Annotated in this window: 24 protein-coding genes; 10 read left to right on the top strand and 14 right to left on the bottom strand. The window is 68.2% G+C overall.

The features are described from left to right. Window positions 1-9: 9 nt before the first annotated feature. The 5 genes from IPG61_06580 to IPG61_06560 all read right to left on the bottom strand — a co-directional run bounded on the left by IPG61_06580 (window position 10) and on the right by IPG61_06560 (window position 3,129). Window positions 10-708, bottom strand: a complete 699-nt coding sequence (locus IPG61_06580; GenBank protein ID MBK6733744.1) for a cytochrome C biogenesis protein — start codon at window positions 706-708, stop codon at window positions 10-12. A 21-nt stretch (window positions 709-729) separates the two neighbouring features. Beyond that, window positions 730-1,125, bottom strand: coding sequence for a thioredoxin family protein (locus IPG61_06575; GenBank protein MBK6733743.1), 396 nt, complete (start codon window positions 1,123-1,125; stop codon window positions 730-732). A gap of 117 nt (window positions 1,126-1,242) precedes the next feature. Further along, window positions 1,243-1,473, bottom strand: a complete 231-nt coding sequence (locus IPG61_06570) for a TM0996/MTH895 family glutaredoxin-like protein (GenBank protein MBK6733742.1) — start codon at window positions 1,471-1,473, stop codon at window positions 1,243-1,245. 38 nt (window positions 1,474-1,511) lie between these two features. Further along, window positions 1,512-2,804, bottom strand: a complete 1,293-nt coding sequence (locus IPG61_06565) for a permease (protein ID MBK6733741.1) — start codon at window positions 2,802-2,804, stop codon at window positions 1,512-1,514. Between the two features lie 4 nt (window positions 2,805-2,808). Next, on the bottom strand, window positions 2,809-3,129 hold the full coding sequence (locus IPG61_06560) for a helix-turn-helix transcriptional regulator (GenBank protein MBK6733740.1): 321 nt from the start codon (window positions 3,127-3,129) through the stop codon (window positions 2,809-2,811). A 239-nt stretch (window positions 3,130-3,368) separates the two neighbouring features. On the opposite strand from IPG61_06560, the gene IPG61_06555 reads away from it, so the two are divergent. From IPG61_06555 to IPG61_06540, 4 genes are read left to right on the top strand one after another with little or no spacing between them, the layout of a single operon-like run. Next, window positions 3,369-4,514, top strand: coding sequence for a hypothetical protein (locus tag IPG61_06555; protein MBK6733739.1), 1,146 nt, complete (start codon window positions 3,369-3,371; stop codon window positions 4,512-4,514). A 9-nt stretch (window positions 4,515-4,523) separates the two neighbouring features. Beyond that, window positions 4,524-5,138 (top strand): FMN-binding protein, encoded by a 615-nt coding sequence (locus tag IPG61_06550; protein MBK6733738.1) that lies wholly within the window; start codon window positions 4,524-4,526, stop codon window positions 5,136-5,138. Next, window positions 5,135-5,830: a PepSY domain-containing protein gene (locus tag IPG61_06545; GenBank protein ID MBK6733737.1), complete on the top strand. Its 696-nt coding sequence runs from the start codon at window positions 5,135-5,137 to the stop codon at window positions 5,828-5,830. Before IPG61_06550 ends, IPG61_06545 begins: the two co-directional genes overlap by 4 nt. Further along, the gene (locus tag IPG61_06540; protein MBK6733736.1) at window positions 5,827-6,858 is read left to right on the top strand and encodes an FAD:protein FMN transferase; all 1,032 of its coding nucleotides are present in this window, start codon (window positions 5,827-5,829) and stop codon (window positions 6,856-6,858) included. Before IPG61_06545 ends, IPG61_06540 begins: the two co-directional genes overlap by 4 nt. Window positions 6,859-6,923: 65 nt before the next feature. On the opposite strand, the gene IPG61_06535 is transcribed toward IPG61_06540, so the two are convergent. The 7 genes from IPG61_06535 to IPG61_06505 form a co-directional block, all read right to left on the bottom strand. Continuing rightward, a complete protein-coding gene (locus IPG61_06535) occupies window positions 6,924-7,220 on the bottom strand; it encodes a hypothetical protein (GenBank protein MBK6733735.1) in 297 nt (98 codons plus the stop codon). An 81-nt stretch (window positions 7,221-7,301) separates the two neighbouring features. After that, entirely contained in the window at window positions 7,302-8,285 is a 984-nt protein-coding gene (locus IPG61_06530) for a cytochrome C (GenBank protein MBK6733734.1), read from the bottom strand. A gap of 101 nt (window positions 8,286-8,386) precedes the next feature. Then, window positions 8,387-8,716: a hypothetical protein gene (locus IPG61_06525; protein ID MBK6733733.1), complete on the bottom strand. Its 330-nt coding sequence runs from the start codon at window positions 8,714-8,716 to the stop codon at window positions 8,387-8,389. Window positions 8,717-8,918: 202 nt separating this feature from the next. Then, complete coding sequence (locus IPG61_06520) at window positions 8,919-9,887, bottom strand: hypothetical protein (protein MBK6733732.1); 969 nt, start codon at window positions 9,885-9,887, stop codon at window positions 8,919-8,921. Between the two features lie 76 nt (window positions 9,888-9,963). Then, on the bottom strand, window positions 9,964-10,917 hold the full coding sequence (gene cysK, locus IPG61_06515) for a cysteine synthase A (GenBank protein ID MBK6733731.1): 954 nt from the start codon (window positions 10,915-10,917) through the stop codon (window positions 9,964-9,966). A gap of 64 nt (window positions 10,918-10,981) precedes the next feature. Continuing rightward, window positions 10,982-11,443, bottom strand: coding sequence for an Rrf2 family transcriptional regulator (locus IPG61_06510; protein ID MBK6733730.1), 462 nt, complete (start codon window positions 11,441-11,443; stop codon window positions 10,982-10,984). A gap of 148 nt (window positions 11,444-11,591) precedes the next feature. Continuing rightward, complete coding sequence (locus IPG61_06505) at window positions 11,592-11,957, bottom strand: HU family DNA-binding protein (GenBank protein MBK6733729.1); 366 nt, start codon at window positions 11,955-11,957, stop codon at window positions 11,592-11,594. Window positions 11,958-13,038: 1,081 nt separating this feature from the next. Between IPG61_06505 and IPG61_06500 the strand changes: the two genes are divergently transcribed. From IPG61_06500 to IPG61_06485, 4 genes are all read left to right on the top strand, one after another. Continuing rightward, complete coding sequence (locus IPG61_06500; GenBank protein ID MBK6733728.1) at window positions 13,039-13,725, top strand: lamin tail domain-containing protein; 687 nt, start codon at window positions 13,039-13,041, stop codon at window positions 13,723-13,725. Between the two features lie 197 nt (window positions 13,726-13,922). Further along, window positions 13,923-14,612, top strand: a complete 690-nt coding sequence (locus IPG61_06495; protein ID MBK6733727.1) for a hypothetical protein — start codon at window positions 13,923-13,925, stop codon at window positions 14,610-14,612. 37 nt (window positions 14,613-14,649) lie between these two features. Then, window positions 14,650-15,573, top strand: a complete 924-nt coding sequence (locus IPG61_06490; GenBank protein MBK6733726.1) for a cation transporter — start codon at window positions 14,650-14,652, stop codon at window positions 15,571-15,573. A 115-nt stretch (window positions 15,574-15,688) separates the two neighbouring features. Continuing rightward, window positions 15,689-16,702, top strand: a complete 1,014-nt coding sequence (locus IPG61_06485) for a hypothetical protein (GenBank protein ID MBK6733725.1) — start codon at window positions 15,689-15,691, stop codon at window positions 16,700-16,702. Here IPG61_06485 and IPG61_06480 read toward each other — a convergent pair. After that, on the bottom strand, window positions 16,659-17,402 hold the full coding sequence (locus IPG61_06480; GenBank protein ID MBK6733724.1) for a Bax inhibitor-1/YccA family protein: 744 nt from the start codon (window positions 17,400-17,402) through the stop codon (window positions 16,659-16,661). The two genes, IPG61_06485 and IPG61_06480, sit on opposite strands and share 44 nt — an antisense overlap. Window positions 17,403-17,486: 84 nt before the next feature. Next, a complete protein-coding gene (locus tag IPG61_06475) occupies window positions 17,487-17,771 on the bottom strand; it encodes a hypothetical protein (protein MBK6733723.1) in 285 nt (94 codons plus the stop codon). A 202-nt stretch (window positions 17,772-17,973) separates the two neighbouring features. Here IPG61_06475 and IPG61_06470 point away from each other — a divergent pair, with 202 nt between their 5' ends. Beyond that, window positions 17,974-18,780 (top strand): M48 family metallopeptidase, encoded by an 807-nt coding sequence (locus IPG61_06470; GenBank protein MBK6733722.1) that lies wholly within the window; start codon window positions 17,974-17,976, stop codon window positions 18,778-18,780. A 174-nt stretch (window positions 18,781-18,954) separates the two neighbouring features. After that, window positions 18,955-19,410 carry a hydrogenase iron-sulfur subunit gene (locus IPG61_06465; protein MBK6733721.1) on the top strand — a complete coding sequence of 152 codons (456 nt, stop codon included), beginning with the start codon at window positions 18,955-18,957 and terminating at the stop codon, window positions 19,408-19,410. Window positions 19,411-19,476 lie beyond the last annotated feature (66 nt).

Raw genomic sequence — 19,476 nt, 5'->3', positions numbered from 1 at the left:
GACGTTCTCCTAGTGCGCAGTGTAGAGCAGGTACATCCCGCCGAGCACCACCAGCGCCCCGCAGGCCTTCTTGATGATGACGCCGGTGCGCGACTCCGCATTCCAGTCCAGTGTCCGCTGCACCCAGGCCGAGCCGGCGCCGGCGATCGCGATGACCAGGCAGTGCCCGAGCCCGAACGCCAGCAGCAGGGCGGCGCCGTAGGCGGCCCTCGTCGTCGCCACCTTGAACGTGACGGCGAGCATCGGCGCCATGTAGGCGAAGGTGCAGGGCCCCAGCGCGATGCCGAAGACCAGGCCGAGCAGCAGGGCCGCGAAGGCTCCCCGTCGCTGCAGCCCGACGCGTGCGGGGGCCGGCAGGGCCAGCGGCACCAGGTCGAGCATCACCAGGCCCACGAAGATGAAGATCACCGCGACCGCGACGTTGCCGATCGACCCGATATCACCGGCCAGGCGGCCAAGCCCGGCCGTGACCACGCCGATCAGCGCGATCGTCACCAGGATGCCGACGGCAAACAGCGTCGACAGCGCCAGCGCGCGCCGATGGCTCGGTTGTCCCTGGCCCTGGATGAAGCCGACGATGAGCGGGATGCTCGCCAGGTGGCATGGGCTCAGGAGGATGCTCAGCACGCCCCAGGTGAAGGCCGCCAGCAGGGCGATGGGCGCGGAGCCGGAAACGGCGACCGTCAGGTTCTCGAACAGGTGCTGCATCGTCGACCTTCCCCGGCGCCGCTACAGTGCGTACCCGAGCTCGAGCCACTTGGCCAGGATGTCCTCGCGGCTGATGAACCCCTCGTGCCGGAACAGCTCGCTGCCGTCGGGCGCCAGGAACACCTGGGTGGGGATCAGCTTGATGTTGAACGGCTCGCCGGCCTCCGGCGTCTTCCAGACGTCGATGAAATCGACGCGCAGCCTGCCCTCGTAGTCGAGGCGCAGCTGGTCCAGGATCGGCGCCATCATCTTGCATGGGACGCACTTGTCGGCGCCCAGGTCGACGAGGCGCGGCAGGGGAGCCGACGTTGCGGCCGTTGCCGCGCCCGCCGCCGTCGCTTCCGCTGCCGCAGCCGGCGACGCCTGGTCCTCGCCGGCTGCCGGTCGCAGGACGTAGACCCCCACGGCCACGCCCATGATCACCAGGGCCATCGCGCCGCGCACGTGCTTGCGTGACGGCGCGCGTGAACGGTCAGGAGTTCCGCTGTTCATGCCATTCCGCCTTTCGGCCGGCTGTTCCGGCCCTTCACGGCCTCAACCCAGCATCGCCTTCAGTTCCGCGCGCGACGGTACCTTGCCGACCGCCTTCACCGCGCCGTCGACGACCAGGGCCGGTGTCATCATGACGCCGTACTTCATGATCTCGGCCACCTGCGTCACCTTGCGCAGCTCGAACGCCACGCCCAGTTCCTCGGCGGCCGCGCGCGTTTCCTCGGCCAGCTTCGCGCACTTGGGGCAACCCGTGCCCAGGATCAGGATCTCCATCCGTACACTTCCTTTCATGCGGCACGCCTGCGCTCCCGCTAGGTCAGCGCACCGAAGATCGTGCCCGTCAGGGCCGACAGGGCCACCACCAGCGCCACGTACACGAGCGTCCTGCGTCCGCCCATGATCGTCCTCAGGACGAGCATGCTCGGCAGCGAGACAGCCGGTCCCGCCAGCAACAGCGACAACGCCGGGCCCTTGCCCATGCCCGAGCCGATCAGGCCCTCGAGGATGGGTACCTCGGTCAGCGTCGCGAAGTACATGAAGGCGCCCGAGACCGCCGCGAAAAGATTGGCCAGCGGCGAGTTGCCGCCGACCGCACGCGCGATCCACTGCGAAGGGATGAGGCCTTCGTGGCCCGGCCGCCCGAGCAGCAGCCCGGCGACCAGAACGCCCCCCAGCAGCAGCGGCAGGATCTGCTTGGCAAAGCCCCAGCTCGCACCGAACCACTCGGCCAGTTCGCCGCGCGAAGTGGCTACGGCCCAACTGAAGGCCAGCGTCGCCACGGTGAAAGCGGTGACGGGGTCGTGCGGGCGCAGTGCGACGGCAACCAGCGTGGCGGCCGCCACCACCACGGCCTTCCACCAGCGCAGGCCGTACCACGCCACCATCGCGGCGCCGAGTCCGGCGCCGGCCAGCGCGGTGATCCACCACTTGACCTGATGCACGCGACCAAAGAAGCCCTCGCCGGCTCCGCCCCAGTTGGCGAACACGAGCACGGCCACCATGGCGGCGAAAGTGAGGGCGGTGCGGATCAGCGGCCGTGCCTCGTCTTCCACGGGCAGCGCGGCTGCAGCCAGGCGGCGCTCGGCCTCCGCACGCCGGAAGAAGTAGTGCATCAACAGGCCGATGACGACACTGAAGACGACGGCGCCGACGGCGCGCGCCACGCCGATCTCCACGCCCAGCACGCGCGCGGTCAGGATGATGGCCAGCGCGTTGATCGCCGGGCCCGAGTAGAGGAACGCGGTGGCCGGCCCCAGGCCGGCGCCCATGCCGTAGATACCGGCGAACAGCGGCAGCACTGTGCACGAGCAGACGGCCAGCACCGTGCCGGAAACGGCGGCTACGCCATAGGCCGTGACCTTGCGCGCGCCGGCGCCCAGGTAGCGCATCACCGACGTCTGGCTGACGAAGACCGAGATGCCGCCGGCGATGAAGAACGCCGGCACCAGGCACAGCAGCACGTGCTCGCGCGCGTACCAACGGGTCAGGGCGAGCGATTCGCCCACGGCGCCGTCGAATCGCGCATTGCCGACCGGCAGGTGGTACAGCGCCAGGAAGATCGCGACAGCCCACCCGAACGGCTTGAGTTCCCTGCGAAGCGTCATGTGGCTACCCCAGCACCTGCGCCGACTGTTCGGCGCTGGCCTGCAGCACCGACTCGACGCAGCCGAAGAAGTTCAGGATGCAGGGAACGCGCAGCGAGTAGAAGACCTGGTTGCCGCGCTTCTCGTCGATGACGACGCCGGCCTCGCGCAGGATGGCGAGGTGACGCGAGACGGTCGACATGTCCGAGCCGATCAGCTGCTGCAACTCGCAGACACAGCGTTCGCCCTTCGCCAGTTCATCGACGGCCTGCAGGCGGGCCGGATGGGCCAGGGCCTTCAGCACGCGGGCGCGGGCGGCCAGGTGGTTGCGGGTACGGACGTCCATGGCAGATCTCCCCGGGTCGGGTTGGTTGCGTATTTGGCAATATGTGCAAATGAAGTTGATATGTCAATCGCAGTCAATGGCAACGATCGCAGGGAATCTCCCGCTTTTTCACTTGCCATTGAGGCTCTCGCTGCCCACTTTCCCGCCCTGAAGTTTGTCGCGGCAAAAAACTTTAGTGACAATAAAATCTCAACTGCGGCTGCGCCCGACGGTGCGGTCCGCCGGCAGGAGGAGCAGGGATGCACATCAGGAACACGTTCTGCGCACTGGGGTTGGCCCTCGGGCTGGCGGGGGCGGCGGCCGCCGCCGAACCGGAAACGGCGGCCCCGGGGGCGCCGGTCCGCGGCATCTACGACAAGCCGTACTTGCGCGGGGCCGGCGGTGGGGTGGCCGTCGGCGGCTACATCGACATGGAGCTGGAGATCCCCGAGAACGGGATCACGACCTTCGACCAGTACCGCTTCATCCCGTTCCTGACCGGCTACGTCAGCGACCGGGTCACGGTCTCGGCCGAGATCGAGTTCGAGCACGGCGGCGACGTACCCGGCGACGGCGAGGTGAAGCTCGAGTACGCGGTCATGGACTTCCGGCTGCGTGACGGGCTGAACTTCCGCGGCGGCGTCGTGCTCAGCCCTCTCGGCCGCTTCAACCTGCTCCACGACAGCCCGCTGAACGACCTGACCGAGCGTCCCACCGTGGCGCGTCAGCTGGCCCCGTCCACGCTCAGCGAATCGGGCATGGGCCTGGTCGGCAACACGACTGTGGGCGGGTCGGGCGAACTGGACTACGAGCTGTACTTCGTCAACGGCTTCGACGAGGGCATCATCGACGGCAGCGACCGCCTGCGCGTGCGCGGCGGCCGCGGCAGCAGGAAGCAGGACAACAACGACAACAAAGCGATCGTCGGCCGCCTCGGCTACAGCCCGCGGCTGGGCACCACCCTGGGGCTCTCGGCGCACAGCGGGGCCTACGATGCGGCCGGTGAGCACAACCTGGCGATCACGGCCCTCGATGCGAAGGTGACGATCGGCTCGCTCGAACTGCAGGGCGAGGGCGTCATGGTCAGTGCCGACGTCGACCGCGACCTGCTGCCGGACACGGCCGAGAGCCAGCGCGGCGGTTACGTGCAGGCCAACTGGCACGTGCTGCACGACAAGCTGCTGCCCGGTTCGGTCGTCACGCTGGTGGCGCGCGGCGACTGGGTCGACTACGACAGCGACCACGACGGCGACGCCGAGGAAGGCGTGACCATCGGTGCCAACTTCCGGCCCACCGAGGAAACGGTGATCCGCATCGACCACAACTGGCGCAAGGGGACCCCGCTCGGCGGCGAGAAGGGCGACGCCGAAGGCCGCTTGTTCTTCTCGTTCGCGACCTACTTCTAGGCGCTGCGCATGACTCGATGCATCCGACAGTTCGTGTTCGCGATGGTCGCGATGATCGCGTGGGGAGCGCTGGCCGTCGTGGCCGGCGCTCCCGCAGCCCGCGCAGCGGAACCCGAAGCCAGTCCCGACGGGCCCGAGCACGTGAAGGAGTACTTCACGGAAGCGCAGGCCCTGGCCCGCGTCTTTGCCGACGCCGACCGGCAGTGGCAGGAGACGTGGGAGCCCACGGTGGACGAACGCGCGGCGCTCGAATCGCAGCTTGGCTGGCACGTGCCCGAGGCCGCGTTCACGTTCCACCGCGCCTCGCGCGGCGGGCGCAGCCTCGGCTGGGCCCTGGTGCTCGAGGAGAAGGGCCGCTTCAAGCCGATCACCTTCCTGGTGCACCTGGGTCCGGACCGCCGCGTCGAGGCGGTGCTGGTGATGGTCTACCGCGAATCGCGCGGCGATGCCGTGAGGCGCACCCGCTTCCTCGACCAGTTCGAGGGCAAGGACGCAGACGACCCGCTGCGCCTGAACCGCGACATCGTCGGCATCAGCGGCGCCACGCTGTCGAGCCGCGCCCTGGCTGCCGGCGTCCGCAAGGCCCTGCTGCTGGCCCAGGCACGCTATGGAGGGCAACCATGAGCAGCCATGACAGGCGCAGGGTTCGCGCGACGCACCACGGACTGGGCCTGTTCCTGGCCCTCGGGGCGCTGCTGGTGGTGGCGACCGGGCTGGCGCTGCAGCATCCGGCCTGGCTTGGACGCGGCGCGATGCCGCCGCGCGTCCTGGCGGCAGACCCTGTCGATCCCCAGCGCCTGCTGCGCGCTTCGCCCGCACTGCTGGAGGAGTCGCGCGACGGCGGCGCCACCTGGCGCGAGTTGCCGCTGCCCGCGGCGCCCGACCTGCCGCTGACGCTGGTCTTCGCCACGCCGCCGGCCCGCGGCGCCTGGCTGCTCGGCGTCACGGAACTGCTGGCCAGCGTCGACGGCGGCGCGGTCTGGGATCGCCGTGAACTGCCGCCCCGGCTGGGGCGGGATGACCCGCCGCTCGGCCTGGCGGTGACGGCCGACGGTCGCCCGCTCGTGGTCACCATGTACGGCGCCTGGTTCGGCGATGCCGACGGCGCGCGCTGGACGTCGCTCTGGCAGGTCGCACCGACGCGCGGCGATCGCCTGCGCGACCTGGCCCGTCGGCTGCATGCGGGCCACTGGGGCCTGCCGTTCATGCCACGGCTCTACGACCTCGGCACGCTGCTCTTCGTCGTCGTGCTGGTCACCGGGCTGGTGCTCGGCCTGCACGCCCGGAAGCGCCAGCGGAAGCATCACCGCCCGTGAGTGCGCCGGCGACACGGGTCGTGCAGGGACGCCGGGTCGCGGGCATGGGTGCGATCGCACTCGCGCTGGTGTTGGCGTCGAGGGCCACTGCGGCACCTTCGGCTGCGCACGCCGCAGTCGCCACCCGCGAAGAGGCACGCTACGTGATGGGCACCATCGCCACCGTCAGCGTGTCGGCGCCAGGCGAGGCGGCGGCACTGGCCGCCCTCGACGCGGCCTGGGCCGCCTTCGCGCTGGTCGATGCGCGGATGAGCAACTGGCGCGACGACTCGGACCTCGCACGCGTGAACGCGGAAGCTGCCGCGCGCCCGGTGATGGCGCCGGGCGACCTGCTCAAGGTGGTCGCCGCTGCCTTGTATTGGGCTGTTGAAACCGACGGCGCCTTCGACCCCACCGTGCTGCCGCTTTTGCGTGCCTGGGGGCTGCAGGGTGGCGCGCCGCGCGAGCCGGATGCGCATGAACTCGCGCGCACGCTTGCGGTGACCGGCGCACGCCATGTGCGGGTCGACACCGTGGCCGGCACGATCGGCTTCGCGCGCGAGGGCGTTGCGCTCGACCTCGGCGGTATCGCCAAGGGCTACGCGCTGGACGTCGCGCAAAAGGCGATGCTCGAAAGCGGCGCCACTGCGGGCGTTCTGGACCTCGGCGGCAACCTCCTGGTGTTCGGCCACGGTGAGCGGCAGGCGGCGATCGTCGCGCCCGATGACCCGGAGTCCGTTGTCGGGGAGATCGCCGTCGGCAACGGCGCCGTGGCCACTTCGGGCCAGTACGAACGGTTCGTCGAGGTCGCGGGCCGCCGCCGCGGCCACATCCTGGACCCGCGCACCGGGGCGCCGGTGGCGCGTGAGGGGAGCGTCACCGTCGTCGCGCCGACCGGGCTGGAGGCCGACGCGCTCTCGACCGCGCTCTTCGTGCTGGGGCCGGACAAGGCAGCAACCCTTCTTGCGCGTCATCCCGGCGCGTCCGCGGTCTTCGTGATGCCACGCGAGGGCGGGGGCTGGGAACTGCTCCGCATCGACGGCCTCTAGAACGAAGGGCCGGCGCCATCGCGGCGCCGGCCCCTCACGGATCTCGAACAGGAACGCGGGGCCCGCTACCAGCCCTCGGCGTCGAACTTCACCTTACGGGTCTCCTCGCGCCAGATCACCGCGAAGTCGTCCTCGACACCGTACGGCAGGTACCACAGGCGTACCGTGATATCGAGGCTGTCGCTGGGATACGTGCGGACGACCTCGTCGCCGTCCTCGGTCTCCTCGACCGGGAAGAAGATGTCCCAGTTCGTGGTGACCGTCCGCAGGGGGGGCAGGCTGCTGTCCTGCAGCAGGCCGCTCTTCTCGTAGGGGCCGCGGCCCATGCGATCGCCGCGCCCGAGGCGCTGCGGGGTGGGCATGAACACGCGATCAGCAGTGAAGACATCGTTACCGTTCTTGTCGACAGCGGAAACCGACAGCACCAGTCGGTTGGGAGTGGGTCAGCCATCGGGAATGCCGTGCCCCGCGCGGTTGGTCAACTCCACCTTCACCGTCGCTTTCGGCCGCATCGTCGAGACGTCGCGCCAGACGATGGCCTTGGCGTCGACGTGCATCTCGACCGCGCGGTCGGACATCACCTTCGCCTGGTAGCTCTGCATGTTGTGACCCAGGCCCGACTCGCGCATGTGGCATTCCACGCATGTCTGCGTGCCGCCCTCGGGCACGTAGGCGAACAGGTAGCTGCCGTAGCCGGTGGCGCACTGCGTGGGGTTCTCGAGTTCGAGATTGGGCCCCAGGCCGTGGCACTGCCCGCAGAAGATCGACTCGGACATCACCGGGCTGGGTTTCATGGCCGTGAACTTGTCGTCCGGGTGTTCGCCCTCGCCGGACAGGCCGTAGACGGTGTCGCGGCGCGGGTAGCCGTCACTCCACTTGTGGGTGATGGCGTTGCGGTTGTGGCAGACAAGGCAGTTGATGTTCAGCGACGTGAGGGTGGCGGCATGCTTCTCCATGACCGCCTCGTCCTCTTCCTCCATGGCCGTGCGCCAGGCGTCGATCGTCGCGACGATCTCCTGCGCCACCTTGTCGGTGGCGTCGGCCAGCTGCGGCAGGTGGCACTTCGCGCACCCCATCAGGTGTTCGACACGCAGGTCCTTCGTGTCGGTCACGCCCGAGGCCGGCCATTCCAGCAGGCCGTTGGTGATGGCCGTGCGGAAGGTGAGGGCCGTGCGGCCGGTGCCGAAGATCGAGCGCGCATGCGCCGACTCGTTCCACTGGTCATGGGCGTCCTGATGGCACTCGATGCACGAGCGCGAGTCGTAGCGTGCCACCAGCTCGGCGATGGTGTTGGCCTTGGGTTGTGCCGCCAGCGTCTGGCCGCGGCCGACTCCGGCCGGCGCGGGGCCGGCTGCCGCCGGTCCTGCGGCGCAGGCCAGCACGGCCAGCAGCGCGAGCACGGCGGGCACCTGGTACTTCCTGATCATGAGGTGTTCCTCGCGGTTGGGGGACATGGACTGTCCATGAACGACCGGGACCGCCGCGCCGCAAGGAGGTCGGTCGGCGCGGGGTCCCGGCGGCCGCCTTGTCAGCAGCCCGACATGCCCGCCTTCGGCTTCTCCACGGTCACCGAACTGCCCGGCTTCAGGTTCTTGGCCTTGCCCTTGGGCGCCACCAGCGTGACGGTCGAGTCGGCGACGCCGATGACCATGCTCTTGCCCACGAGGGCGCCCTTGTTGTCGACGTCCACAAGGCGAACCGGCTTGCCGACCACCAGCCACTCGACGTTCTCCAGATTGACGACCACGACCAGCGTGTCCGAGGCCACAGACTGCACCTTGCCGGGCAGCGGAGCCGCCAACGCGGCGGCAACGCCGATGCCGGCCAGGATGATGACGAATGCCAGACGCCTGAACATGGAATTCTCCTTGTCGGTAGTACACGCCGGCTGTGCGGGGCCGTTGGGCGCCACGCACATCGGAGCAGACCCGGCTGGGGCCTGCTGACCGGCAGATGCCTGCAACAAGGATGATATCGGCCGCGGATGCGAGCCGAAAATGAATGATGCGCATGGGCGCCATGCCGTCGGGGCATGGGCGAAGGGCTGCTGCGGGTTGCGGTTACCTGAACATCGCTTTCATCGTGCCCCAGCCCACGCCTTCGACCGGCGTGGAGGAACTGCGCGGCCCGACGGGGGAGCTCGAGACCACGACGTCGTCGAACAGCACCCCGGCCGGGCCGTGGGCGCCATGGAAGAAGAGGTTCAGCCACAGGATGCCGATGTGCACATCGCCGGTGCTGCGCAGCCAGAGATCGTTCCAGGGGCCGATCTCCTGGCCGTCGATCCAGTAGTTGAGCACGCCGCCGGCGCCGTTGTTGCCCGGGGTGGGTGTGCCGCCCGCCAGCATCATTTCGATGCAGTACCAGCGGCCCGACTGCATGAGCGGCGGCGTCACCGACTCGCGATGCTGCGGCTTGGTGCAGTACACCTGGCCCTCGTCCTGCGTGCAGGGCAGGTCGTCGCCCCAGCACGAACCGTTGGGATCGACACAGTTCATGTACATGCCGGGATAATAGGTGTAGGCGTTGAAGCGGCCCGTGCCGTAGCCGGGCTCGATCCAGGCGCTGAACCAGTCGGTACCGTTCGGCCGGAAGCCGCTGCGCCCGAGCAGGGCGCGGTCACCCGCGTGCAGGCCCGAGCCGTGCTGGGGCGTGGTGAAGTCGAAGCCCGCTTCCCACTTCACGTACCACCGCGCATACATGATGTCGTCGCCGCCCGGCAGCACCTTCGTCAGGTCGGCGTTGCCACCGCCAGGGGGCACGAAGAGCCGCGCCACGTGGTTGCCCGGCCGGTTGAACGGGCCCGGGTCGGCGATAATGGTATTGGTGGGGGCGGGGTTGCCGTCCCAGTCGTCCCACTGGTCGAAGGTGCTTTCCTCGAAGCCCGTGCAGAAGACCCAGGAGGCCGGCGTCAGGCCGCACTCGGACTGGGCGCCGGCGGCGCCGGGCAGGGCGCACGCGATGAAGGCGGCCAGCAGTCGCCCGCGGCCGCGCGCGCGGTTCCCCGTCGTGACCCATCGTGGAAGCATATTCCCGGTTCCTTCCCGGCGCGCCGTCCCCTGTCGTCCGGGGCGCCATGCTCCCGGTATTCTTGCATGAACCGGGCTAGAGTCCCTCGAACAGCGCTGTCGAAAGATAGCGTTCCGCCATGTCCGGCAGCACGACGACGATCATCTTGCCGGCGAAGGCCTCGTCCACGGCCAGGCGTACCGCCGCGGCGACCGCGGCGCCGCACGAGATGCCGACCAGCAGCCCTTCCTCGCGCGCCAGGCGCCGCGCCATCGCGATCGACTCGTCGCTCGTGACGCGCTCGACGCGATCGACCATCGCCAGGTCCAGCGTCTCGGGAATGAACCCGGCGCCGATGCCCTGGATCCTGTGCGGCCCCGGCACGAGCGGTTCGCCCGCCAGCTTCTGCGTGATGACCGGCGATTCGGCCGGCTCCACCGCCACCGACAGGATCTTCCGGCCCTTCGTGTTCTTGATGTAGCGCGAGACGCCGGTGATGGTGCCGCCGGTGCCCACGCCCGAGACCAGGACGTCGATGCCGCCGTCGGTGTCGTTCCAGATCTCCGGGCCGGTGGTCTTCTCGTGGATCGCCGGGTTCGCGGGGTTCTTGAACTGCTGCGGCAGGAACCAGCGCGCCGGCTCGGCGGCGGCGATCTGCTCGGCTTTCGCGATCGCGCCCTTCATGCCCTCGCTGCCCGGCGTCAGGATCAGCGTGGCGCCGAGGGCCGCCAGCACACGCCGCCTTTCGATGCTCATCGTCTCGGGCATCGTCAGCGTGATCGGATAGCCGCGCGAGGCTGCCACATAGGCCAGCGCGATGCCGGTGTTGCCGCTCGTCGGCTCGATGATCTCGACGCCGGGCTTGAGCACGCCGCGCTTCTCGGCGTCCCAGATCATGTTCGCGCCGATGCGGCACTTCACCGAATAGGCCGGGTTGCGTCCCTCGACCTTGCCCAGCAGGACGGCCCGGGCACCGGGCGCCACGCGGTTCAGCCGGACCAGCGGCGTGTTGCCGATGGATTCGGGGTTGTTCGCGTAAATATTTGCCATCAAACGACCTCCGTCATTTGTCGTTAAAGTCTACAGATATTATAGACTTAATTCGGAAAAAAAGCTAGATGGAGAAATCGACGCGCCCGCGACGGCTCGCCGCCGCCGCCCGCGAGCGCTCGACCATGTCGGCCAGGGTGATGCCTTCAAGCGTGGTGGTGACGGCCTGCCGCACATCGGCCATGACCAGGCGTGTACCACAGGTGTCGAGGTCGTCGCACTCGTCGCAGCGCGCGGGATGCACAGCGTCCAGGCAGGGCAGCGGCGCGAAGTCGCCGTCGAGCAGGCGGACGATGCGCGCCAGCGTGATCTCGGCGGCGGGCAGCGCCAGTTGGTAGCCGCCGCCGCGCCCGGCGCGGCTGTGCAGCACGCCGCCCTTGCGCAGCGTGACGAGGATCGCCTCGAGGAACTTGCGGGGGATGCGGTCACGCTCGGCCAGGTCGGCGATGAGCATGGGTTCGCCGACGGGATTGTCCGCCAGCCGGCCCAGTGCCTGGAGCGCGTATTTCGTCTTGCGGGAGATCATCGTGGTCACCTGGGGCCGAGCGATAACATGCGGGCGCGGGTGCGTCAAGGTACGGCGCCGAGGTTAGAGAACGACCCCCCGACATGAGCCCGGGGGGTCGTAGCGCTCGCAAACGCCCTCAAAAAAGGCATTTCGCGACAAATGCAGCCTACAGCATGTCCTTGATGGACTTCATCGGGCGCACACGAACCGAGCGGGAGGCCGCGCGGGGCTTCTGCTTGACCATCTCGCCGGTGAACGGATTCTTCACGAGCTTGCCGCCCGCGATCGCCGGCTTCTTCACCAGGGTCAGCTTCATCAGGCCGAGGTAGTTGAACGAGCCGTGCTTCTTCACGGACTTCGCCATGATCTCGGTCAGAGCGTCGCACACGCCGACGACGTCCTTGCGGGCCAGGCCGGTCTTCGTCGCGATCTCGCGGTACACTTCGCCCTTGGTGGGCGGCTTGACGCCGGCCGGAGCCTTCTTCGCGGGGGCCTTCTTGGCCGCAGCCTTGGTCTTCTTCTTGGTAGCCATTGCGCTTGGTCCTCCTTAAGTCAGCGCTGCAGGAAGCATGGATGCTTCCACGAATGGCGGGAATCTAGCGCATCCGCGCGCGATGTGTTACAAAAATCCGCGTCTGGAGGCCATTTTTTTGCGATTGGCGGCCGGCGTCGTCGCGCGTCGGCGGCGCAGCCGCAGCCCCCGGTCGTCGCCCCCGCGGCGTTCCGGGTCGGGCGCGCCCACTCTCGGCGCGTCCGTCCACGGAGGGAGCCAGCCCTTCCGCCCGCCGTTGCCGGCCTGGGGCCATGCGCGCGTTTTCCGCTATTTTCCAGGGTTTTTCGCGTCATCCCGTACGGCGCCTGTTGATGTTCAATTCAGGAATGGCGGTCGTCGTCGGGGCTGTCGGCGTCCGCGACGGCGCCGGCATCGATGGGCATTCGGTCACGGATTTCCCGTACGAACAGCGCTCGTCAGGGAGTTGCGGTGCGTGCGTGCAGATCCTGTCTCGTCCTTTGTGGCGGGGCCTGCATGCGGCGGCCGTCCTGCTCTCGCCGGGTGAGACTGCCGGACGACGATGCCCTGCGGCCTCGCCATGACGGCGATCACGGACTGGTCGTTGACGGTGTCGGCAACCCCGAAGGTCGCCCGCGCTGTCGCCCATGGTTGCCGACCCTGACGTCATCCGTGACATCGCCAGACGAGGCTCCGCATTTGCGTCCTTGCCGACGGTCAGGTGGCATCGGTCGCCGCCGGGACCGGGGTGCCCGCGTCCGCTTACGGAGGCGCCGTCGGGGCCCGGTTCGCGGTCGCCTCCGGGGCGCGAGGGGCGGCCTGACCCTGCCGGTTGACACATGGGCCACTTGATGCCCGGTACGGTAGACATTTTCGGGGTCCGCCGGGTGACTCCGGATCACATTTAACCCATTGTAGTTAAATGATTTGACCAGAAGGCGGGAATCGCCACGGATGGTTTTGCGGCAATTGTTGATATTGTGCTAAATTTATCAACAACGGTGCAACGGGGATTGAATCAGGTTCGCCCGTGTGCTAAGATTGGATCCGTCAGACGTGCGCATGGTTTCGCCGTCGTCAACACCACTAAGGAGCGCAGAAAATGAAGAAGTTTGCGATCGCCCTCGTCATCGTGGCCTTGGCCCTCCCGGCCTTCGCCGTTGCGGCCGACGTCCGCATTGCCCAGGTGTACCCCGGCGGCGGCTCGGCGACGGCCACTGCCAGCTACAAGAAGGACTACGTTGTCCTGTTCAACGCGACCGGCTTCGACCTGAACATCGGTGGCTACGTGCTCGAGTACGGCTCGGCCACGGGCAGCTGGGGTAGCTCGGCCACCAACTACTTCGTGTTCCCGCAGGACACCTGGATCGCCGGCTGCTCGTACCTGATGGTCTCCTGCGGCACGGCCGGCACCGGCGGCGCCGACTTCACCATGACGCCCGATTTCGTCACCACGAACATGAGCCTCGGCGGCACCAACGGCAAGATGGCCCTGTTCAGCGCCCTGAACGCCAATCTGGCCTGCGGCTCCGAGATCGCCGGCACGCTCATCGACAAGGTCAGCTGGGGCACGGCCAACTGCGCCGAGGGCACTGCGACGGGCGCTACTGCCATCGACAAGGGCATCGACCGCAATGGTGGCGGCACGATCGACACCGACAACAACGCGGCCGACTTCACCGTCGTGACCGGCCCGGTGCCGATGTTCTCCGGTACGCCGGCCGTTGCCTGCGCCCCGGTCGCCACCGAGACCGAGACCTTCGGCACGATCAAGGCCATCTTCCGCTAGTTGCGGATACGGCGAAGGCTGCCTGACGGCGGTCTGACGAAGCCAACTGGAAGGCCCCATCCCCCGGGATGGGGCCTTTCTTTTTCAAGAGATCTTCAGGATGCCCGCAGCCTGCTTGACGCGCGGCGTCCGCCGCCGGATCATGGTCCCCGACCGCCGCCGTGTTCCGCTGCCCCGTGCCAGGACTGAGGTCCGCCATGCGCCGACAGACGTCCCTTTTGCTTCCGGCGATCCTTGCCGCTGGACTCATGGTCGCTGGTCCAGGGGCCACAGACGCCATCGCCGTCGAAGTAACCCTGGCGCCCACCCTCTGCGGCCACGACGAGCGTGAAGAGGGCGCCGGCGCCTGCCCGCAGGAAGCCGACTTCAAGGCCGGCGTGTCCGGCGCGGACCTCCACCTGAAGATCGGCGGCGAGGCCTGGGGCTGCGATTCCGAGTGGGCCACCTCGCTCGAATTCGACCTGGGCGGCCTGCCCATGGGCGCCGAGGTCTACATCGCGACGCTGGTGGTGCGCAAGACGGGATACTCCGACGACTCCGAGGGTTTCACCTACCTGGGCGCCTACGCCTACGATGCGACCGGCAGCGAGGTGCTGCTCGCGCGCGACGACCTGACCCCCGAGACCGCGCTCGACATCGCGTATCCCTCGGCCGCCAACACCGACCTATCGTTCGACGTCACGGCGGCCGTGCAGGCCTGGCTCAACGCCGGCACGGCCAAGGCGGGCCTGTTGCTGGCGCCGGTCTATTCCGAGATCGGGTATGAGGACTGGATCTCGGTCGGTGGCTGCGGCTATGCGCTGCCGCCGCGGTTGGTCATCGTGCATGAAGGCGACGTGGTCGACGAAAGCACGTCCTGGTCGGACCTCAAGGCCAACTACCGCTGAGCGCGAACGGGTCGGCCGGACCCGCGCAGGGGAGTCCATGTCCGCGGAAACCGAGGCTGCCGCCATTGCAGGCCGCGAGAAATCGGCCGTCGCCCTCAGTTCCGTCATTGCGGCGGTGGGGCTGACGGCGATCAAGGGCACGGTGGGCCTGCTCACGGGCTCGCTGGGCATCCTGGCCGAGACGGTGCATTCGGCGCTCGACCTGGTGGCCGCCTTCACCACCTGGGTGGCCGTGCGTGTTGCCGACCGCCCGGCCGACCAGAATCATCCCTACGGCCACGGCAAGATCGAGAACATCTCGGCCCTGTTCGAGACGATGCTGCTGCTGGCCACCGTGGTCTGGATCGTCTGGGAATCGGTGCAGCGCCTGCTGGAGCCGACGGTCCACGTCGAGGTCAAGTGGTGGTCGTTCGCGGTGATGCTGGTTTCGATCGCCGTGGACATCTCGCGTTCCCGCCGGTTGAAGGCGGCCGCGATCAAGTACCGCTCGCAGGCGCTGGAGGCCGATGCGCTGCATTTCCGCACCGACATCTGGTCGTCGTGCGTCGTGTTGCTCGGGCTCTGCCAGCTCCTGGTGGCGCGGCACGTGCCCCAGCTCGCCTTCCTCGAGCACGGTGACAGCATGGCTGCGCTTGCGGTGGCGGCCATCGCCGCCTGGGTCAGCGTCAGGATGGGCTGGCGTTCCGTGCAGGCGCTGCTCGACGCTTCGCCACGCGGGGGCGAACGCGAAGCCATCGAACAGCAGGTCGGCGCCATGGAAGGTGTGACAGATGCGCATGACGTGCGGATCCGCTCGGCCGGCGGCAGCTGGTTCGTGGACATGCACGTCACCGTGGACGGCGACCTTTCGGTGCGCGAGTCGCACGCCATGACCGAGCGGATCGAGGACCTGGTGCGCGCGATCCTGCCGGGTTCCGATGTGACGGTGCACGTGGAACCCCAAGCGAATGCGACGGATTGACGCATTGCCGGTCCGTGTCGGGGCCGGCGGGACGTGAATAGGGCGGCGGCACTTCGGGTATGGACGCATATTGTGGGATTGACCGGGAACCCCAGTCGGGCAAGGAGTGTGGAGCATGCGGAAGATCGTGTTCGCCATCCTCATCGTGGCGGCCGTCGCCATGACGGGCATGACATTGTCGTTGAACCAGAAGCTGGGCCAGAGCAAGGCTGACTTCGCCACGTTGCAGGCGGAGGAACAGGCCACCAGCGCGCGGTATGCCGCGGCCATCGACGAAGTCGCCTCCATCCAGGAGAGCCTGCAGGAGATCGACCTCGGGGAACAGGGTACGCAGGCGCTGCAGACCGAGCTGGCCCAGGAGCAGAACCTCTCCCAGGACCGCGGTGAAGCGACCATGGCCCGCATCACCGAGATCAAGGCCGGTGTCGAGCGCGCCAACAACCGCATCAAGGACCTCGAAGAGAAGCTGAAGGCGAGCGACGTGCACGTGGCCGGGCTCGAGAAGCTCATCAAGGGACTGCGCAAGACGGTGGCCGACAAGGAAGCCGAGATCGTGGTGCTGACGGCGCGGGTGGGCGAGCTGCAGACCCAGGTCGCGGGCCTCGAGACCGAGGTGGCCGTCGGCCGCGAGACCATCAAGCAGAAGGACGAGACGATCCAGGAGCAGACCGCGAATCTGGAGTCGTCGCGCCAGCGCCTGGGCACCATCTACTACGTGGTGGGCACGAAGAAGGAGCTCTCGCGCGCGGGCCTCGTCGAGTCGAAGGGCGGGCTGCTGGGCCTGGGCCGCACCCTGCGCCCGACCGGCAACACCGTGGGCGGCCAGTTCACGTCGCTGGACACCGACCGCGCCACGTTCATCCCCATCGACGCCAAGAAGGCCAAGGTGGTCAGCGCCCAGCCCGCCGACAGCTACACGCTGGAGCCGAACGGCGAGCAACTGGCGCTGAGGATCCTCGACCCCGATGCGTTCCGCGCGGTCAAGTACGTGATCATCGTCAGGACTAGCGCCCTCGCAGCCGTCACGAAGAAGGCCCGCCGGCAACCAGTGCCGGCGGGCCTTTGTCATCACCTGGCGTACGCGGTCAGCGCCGCGAGCTCAGCAGCCGCAGCAGGTACAAGAACATGAGCGCCACTGAAGCGAACAACTCGAGCGCCGCTCCCACCGGCCGGTTGCTCGGCCAGTAGCGGATGATGTTCGACGTGTCGTAGAGGATGGCGCCGCCGGCCAGCGCGACCATGGCCAGCGAGAACCACATGCCCAGGTTCAGCCCGAAGAAGACCGAACCGGCGATGGCCACCAGCGCCAGGATGCCGGCCCAGCGCAACAGTCCGCCCAGGAACGTGAAGTCGCGGCGCGTCTGCCAGGCGATGAGCGTCAGGCCGGTGAAGGCCAGGCCCGTGAGCACCGCGGCGCTGGCGATGACACCGCCGCCGGCCCTCTTATCGGCCATGTCGATCATCGGCGTGAAGATGATGGCCTGCGCCACCACATAGACGGCCAGCCCGGCGAACTGCGCCGCGGTGCTGGTGGCGCGGGCGGCCAGGCCGCGGGCCAGCCAGCCCACCACCATGAAGCCGCCGAGCACCAGCATCCAGTTGGTGCCGACCAGCGCGCGCGCCAGCGTCTCGGCCTTGCCGGAGCGGAACAGCCAGACCTCGATGAGGATGAAAGCCGCGATGGCCGCCATCAGGTAGCCGTACACGCGCATGATGAACGCGCCGCGCAGGGCGGCTTCGCGGTCGTGGGCGATGCCAGCCTGCCGCAACTCCTCGGCAGTGGCGGGGACGGCGTCTGCGTCCTGTCGTCCGTGGAACCGGTCTGTCATGGTCAATGTCCTTTCGGTCTCTGGTCCGCCGTCAAGGAAACCACAAGGTGCAGGATGGCGCAACCGCCCCGCAGCGCGTGCGGATCAGGCGGTCTTGGGCGGGGCGGCGGCGGCGATCTTCATCTGCCCGCGCCGGCGCAGGCGGGCACCGACGAACTGTCCGCCGAAGTAGCAGGGGATCGTGATCAGGAAGGTCCACCAGGCGAACCCGATGTGCATCAGGTGGCGCAGCAGGATGATCACGGGCACCATGGCGTGGATCGCCACGATCCACTGCCAGGAGAACTTGCGCACGCCCTGCCGCCAGTAGCCCATCGGCAGGTTCAGGAGGAAGGTGGCCACGGCCATCAGGATGACGGAAAGAAGCACGTTGCGTTCCTCAGGTGTGGTTGCGGGGTTACGGAAAGGGCCCTTCCCGGGCGCGGGTGGGCGACAACCTACAACCGGACCCGCCTGGCCCGCCACTGGACGGGTTTGCCCCCTGCGTCTACATTGTGCCCGCTCACCAGCTGGTTCCGTGACGGGGCCTGCGCCATTCCGGGGAGCCACTCAGGGGAGTTGTAGTGCCATGATGAAACGTCATTTGTCTGCCATCGTCCTCGGCGTCGTCGGCCTGACGCTCCTGGCCGCCTGCGCCACCGTGCCCATCACCGGGCGTCGTCAGTTGAGCCTGATCCCCGACAGCCAGATGAACTCGATGAGCTTCTCGCAGTACGACCAGGTGCTGGCCGAGAGCAAGCTGAGCAAGGATGCCGCAGCCACCGCCCAGGTCAAGCGCGTGGGCGCGAAGATCCAGGGCGCCGTCGAGAAGTACTTCCAGCAGCAGGGCCAGTCGCAGCAGTTGGCCGGCTACGAGTGGGAGTTCAACCTGATCGACAGCGAAGAAGCCAACGCATGGTGCATGCCGGGCGGAAAGGTCGCCTTCTATACGGGCATCCTTCCCATCTGCAAGGACGACGCCGGCATCGCCGTCGTCATGGGCCACGAGGTGGCGCACGCCATCGCCCGCCACGGCGGCGAGCGCATGAGCCAGCAGATGGCCCTGGAACTGGGCGGCATGGCACTCTCGGAAGCGGTGCGTTCGAAGCCGGAACAGACGCGCAACCTCTGGATGGGCGCCTTCGGCCTGGGCGCGCAGGTGGGCGTGATGCTGCCGTTCAGCCGTTCCCACGAGAGCGAAGCGGACCGGCTCGGCCTGATCTTCATGGCGATGGCCGGCTACAACCCGCAGGAAGCACCGAAGTTCTGGGAGCGCATGTCGGCGAACGGTGGCGGCGGTGCGCCGGAGTTCCTCAGCACGCACCCGTCCGACGCCACCCGTATTCGCCAGCTCAACGAGTACATGGCCGAGGCCCAGCCTTACTATCAGGGCCGGTGACGGCAGGCCTCGACCGGACCTGAGCCCCGGCAGAAATGGCCGTAACCGACCACCAGGCAAGGCGATAGGACTTGTCTGGTGATTGATAAATCATTAACAAATAAGTTGACGATGCCTTGTCGGGCTGTTACGATCCCAGCTACAGGGTAGGCAATCCGGGAAAGGAAGCAGCCGATGGAAGCCCCCGTGCCGAATCGTCTCTGTGAACCGCGCCTCACGGTCTTCCATTGCGAGCATTGCTGCCCGGGCATTGCCCTGGCCGCGGGCGCAGGCAGCCACTGCCGTCTGGTGCCGGGGTGCACCGGACAGGTCGACGCCGCCCGGCTGCGGGAGGCGTTCCTGGAGGACACGGACGGCGTCCTCATCATCGGCTGCCTGAGACCCGCCTGCTGCCTGCCCGAGAATGACGTGGAGGCGTTCCTCCACATCCACCATGCGGCGCTGGCGCTGCACCGCCTTGGCGTGGATCCGGCCCGGCTGCGGCGGCTCTGGCTGCGGCCCCGCGAGGCCCACCTGGTGCCCGGTCTGATCACCGCTTTCCGGCGCCGTGTGATTGCGCTTGGGCCGCGCTTCGAGGCACGCGCACCGCGGCCCGAACTGGCGCCGGTCTCGGCCTCAGCCCAGGCCTGAGGTAGCGCCGCCGAAATTGTGGGTTGTGCCGCCGAAATTGTGTCCGGCCGCGTCAAGCAATGGCGC

It is taken from the genome of bacterium, assembly GCA_016703265.1.
GTDB lineage: Bacteria > Krumholzibacteriota > Krumholzibacteriia > LZORAL124-64-63 > LZORAL124-64-63 > CAINDZ01.
This window is presented reverse-complemented; position numbering and strand designations above follow the sequence as displayed.

Coding starts and splice junctions, on each gene's coding strand:
- IPG61_06465 (MBK6733721.1), top strand. CDS start 18,955: ATGGAAGCCCCCGTGCCGAATCGTCTCTGTGAACCGCGCCTCACGGTC.
- IPG61_06495 (MBK6733727.1), top strand. CDS start 13,923: ATGCGCCGACAGACGTCCCTTTTGCTTCCGGCGATCCTTGCCGCTGGA.
- IPG61_06490 (MBK6733726.1), top strand. CDS start 14,650: ATGTCCGCGGAAACCGAGGCTGCCGCCATTGCAGGCCGCGAGAAATCG.
- cysK (MBK6733731.1), bottom strand. CDS start 10,917: ATGGCAAATATTTACGCGAACAACCCCGAATCCATCGGCAACACGCCG.
- IPG61_06470 (MBK6733722.1), top strand. CDS start 17,974: ATGAAACGTCATTTGTCTGCCATCGTCCTCGGCGTCGTCGGCCTGACG.
- IPG61_06530 (MBK6733734.1), bottom strand. CDS start 8,285: ATGATCAGGAAGTACCAGGTGCCCGCCGTGCTCGCGCTGCTGGCCGTG.
- IPG61_06525 (MBK6733733.1), bottom strand. CDS start 8,716: ATGTTCAGGCGTCTGGCATTCGTCATCATCCTGGCCGGCATCGGCGTT.
- IPG61_06555 (MBK6733739.1), top strand. CDS start 3,369: ATGCACATCAGGAACACGTTCTGCGCACTGGGGTTGGCCCTCGGGCTG.
- IPG61_06550 (MBK6733738.1), top strand. CDS start 4,524: ATGACTCGATGCATCCGACAGTTCGTGTTCGCGATGGTCGCGATGATC.
- IPG61_06565 (MBK6733741.1), bottom strand. CDS start 2,804: ATGACGCTTCGCAGGGAACTCAAGCCGTTCGGGTGGGCTGTCGCGATC.
- IPG61_06505 (MBK6733729.1), bottom strand. CDS start 11,957: ATGGCTACCAAGAAGAAGACCAAGGCTGCGGCCAAGAAGGCCCCCGCG.
- IPG61_06500 (MBK6733728.1), top strand. CDS start 13,039: ATGAAGAAGTTTGCGATCGCCCTCGTCATCGTGGCCTTGGCCCTCCCG.
- IPG61_06580 (MBK6733744.1), bottom strand. CDS start 708: ATGCAGCACCTGTTCGAGAACCTGACGGTCGCCGTTTCCGGCTCCGCG.
- IPG61_06485 (MBK6733725.1), top strand. CDS start 15,689: ATGCGGAAGATCGTGTTCGCCATCCTCATCGTGGCGGCCGTCGCCATG.
- IPG61_06570 (MBK6733742.1), bottom strand. CDS start 1,473: ATGGAGATCCTGATCCTGGGCACGGGTTGCCCCAAGTGCGCGAAGCTG.
- IPG61_06560 (MBK6733740.1), bottom strand. CDS start 3,129: ATGGACGTCCGTACCCGCAACCACCTGGCCGCCCGCGCCCGCGTGCTG.
- IPG61_06535 (MBK6733735.1), bottom strand. CDS start 7,220: ATGCCCACCCCGCAGCGCCTCGGGCGCGGCGATCGCATGGGCCGCGGC.
- IPG61_06575 (MBK6733743.1), bottom strand. CDS start 1,125: ATGGGCGTGGCCGTGGGGGTCTACGTCCTGCGACCGGCAGCCGGCGAG.
- IPG61_06520 (MBK6733732.1), bottom strand. CDS start 9,887: ATGCTTCCACGATGGGTCACGACGGGGAACCGCGCGCGCGGCCGCGGG.
- IPG61_06480 (MBK6733724.1), bottom strand. CDS start 17,402: ATGACAGACCGGTTCCACGGACGACAGGACGCAGACGCCGTCCCCGCC.
- IPG61_06545 (MBK6733737.1), top strand. CDS start 5,135: ATGAGCAGCCATGACAGGCGCAGGGTTCGCGCGACGCACCACGGACTG.
- IPG61_06510 (MBK6733730.1), bottom strand. CDS start 11,443: ATGATCTCCCGCAAGACGAAATACGCGCTCCAGGCACTGGGCCGGCTG.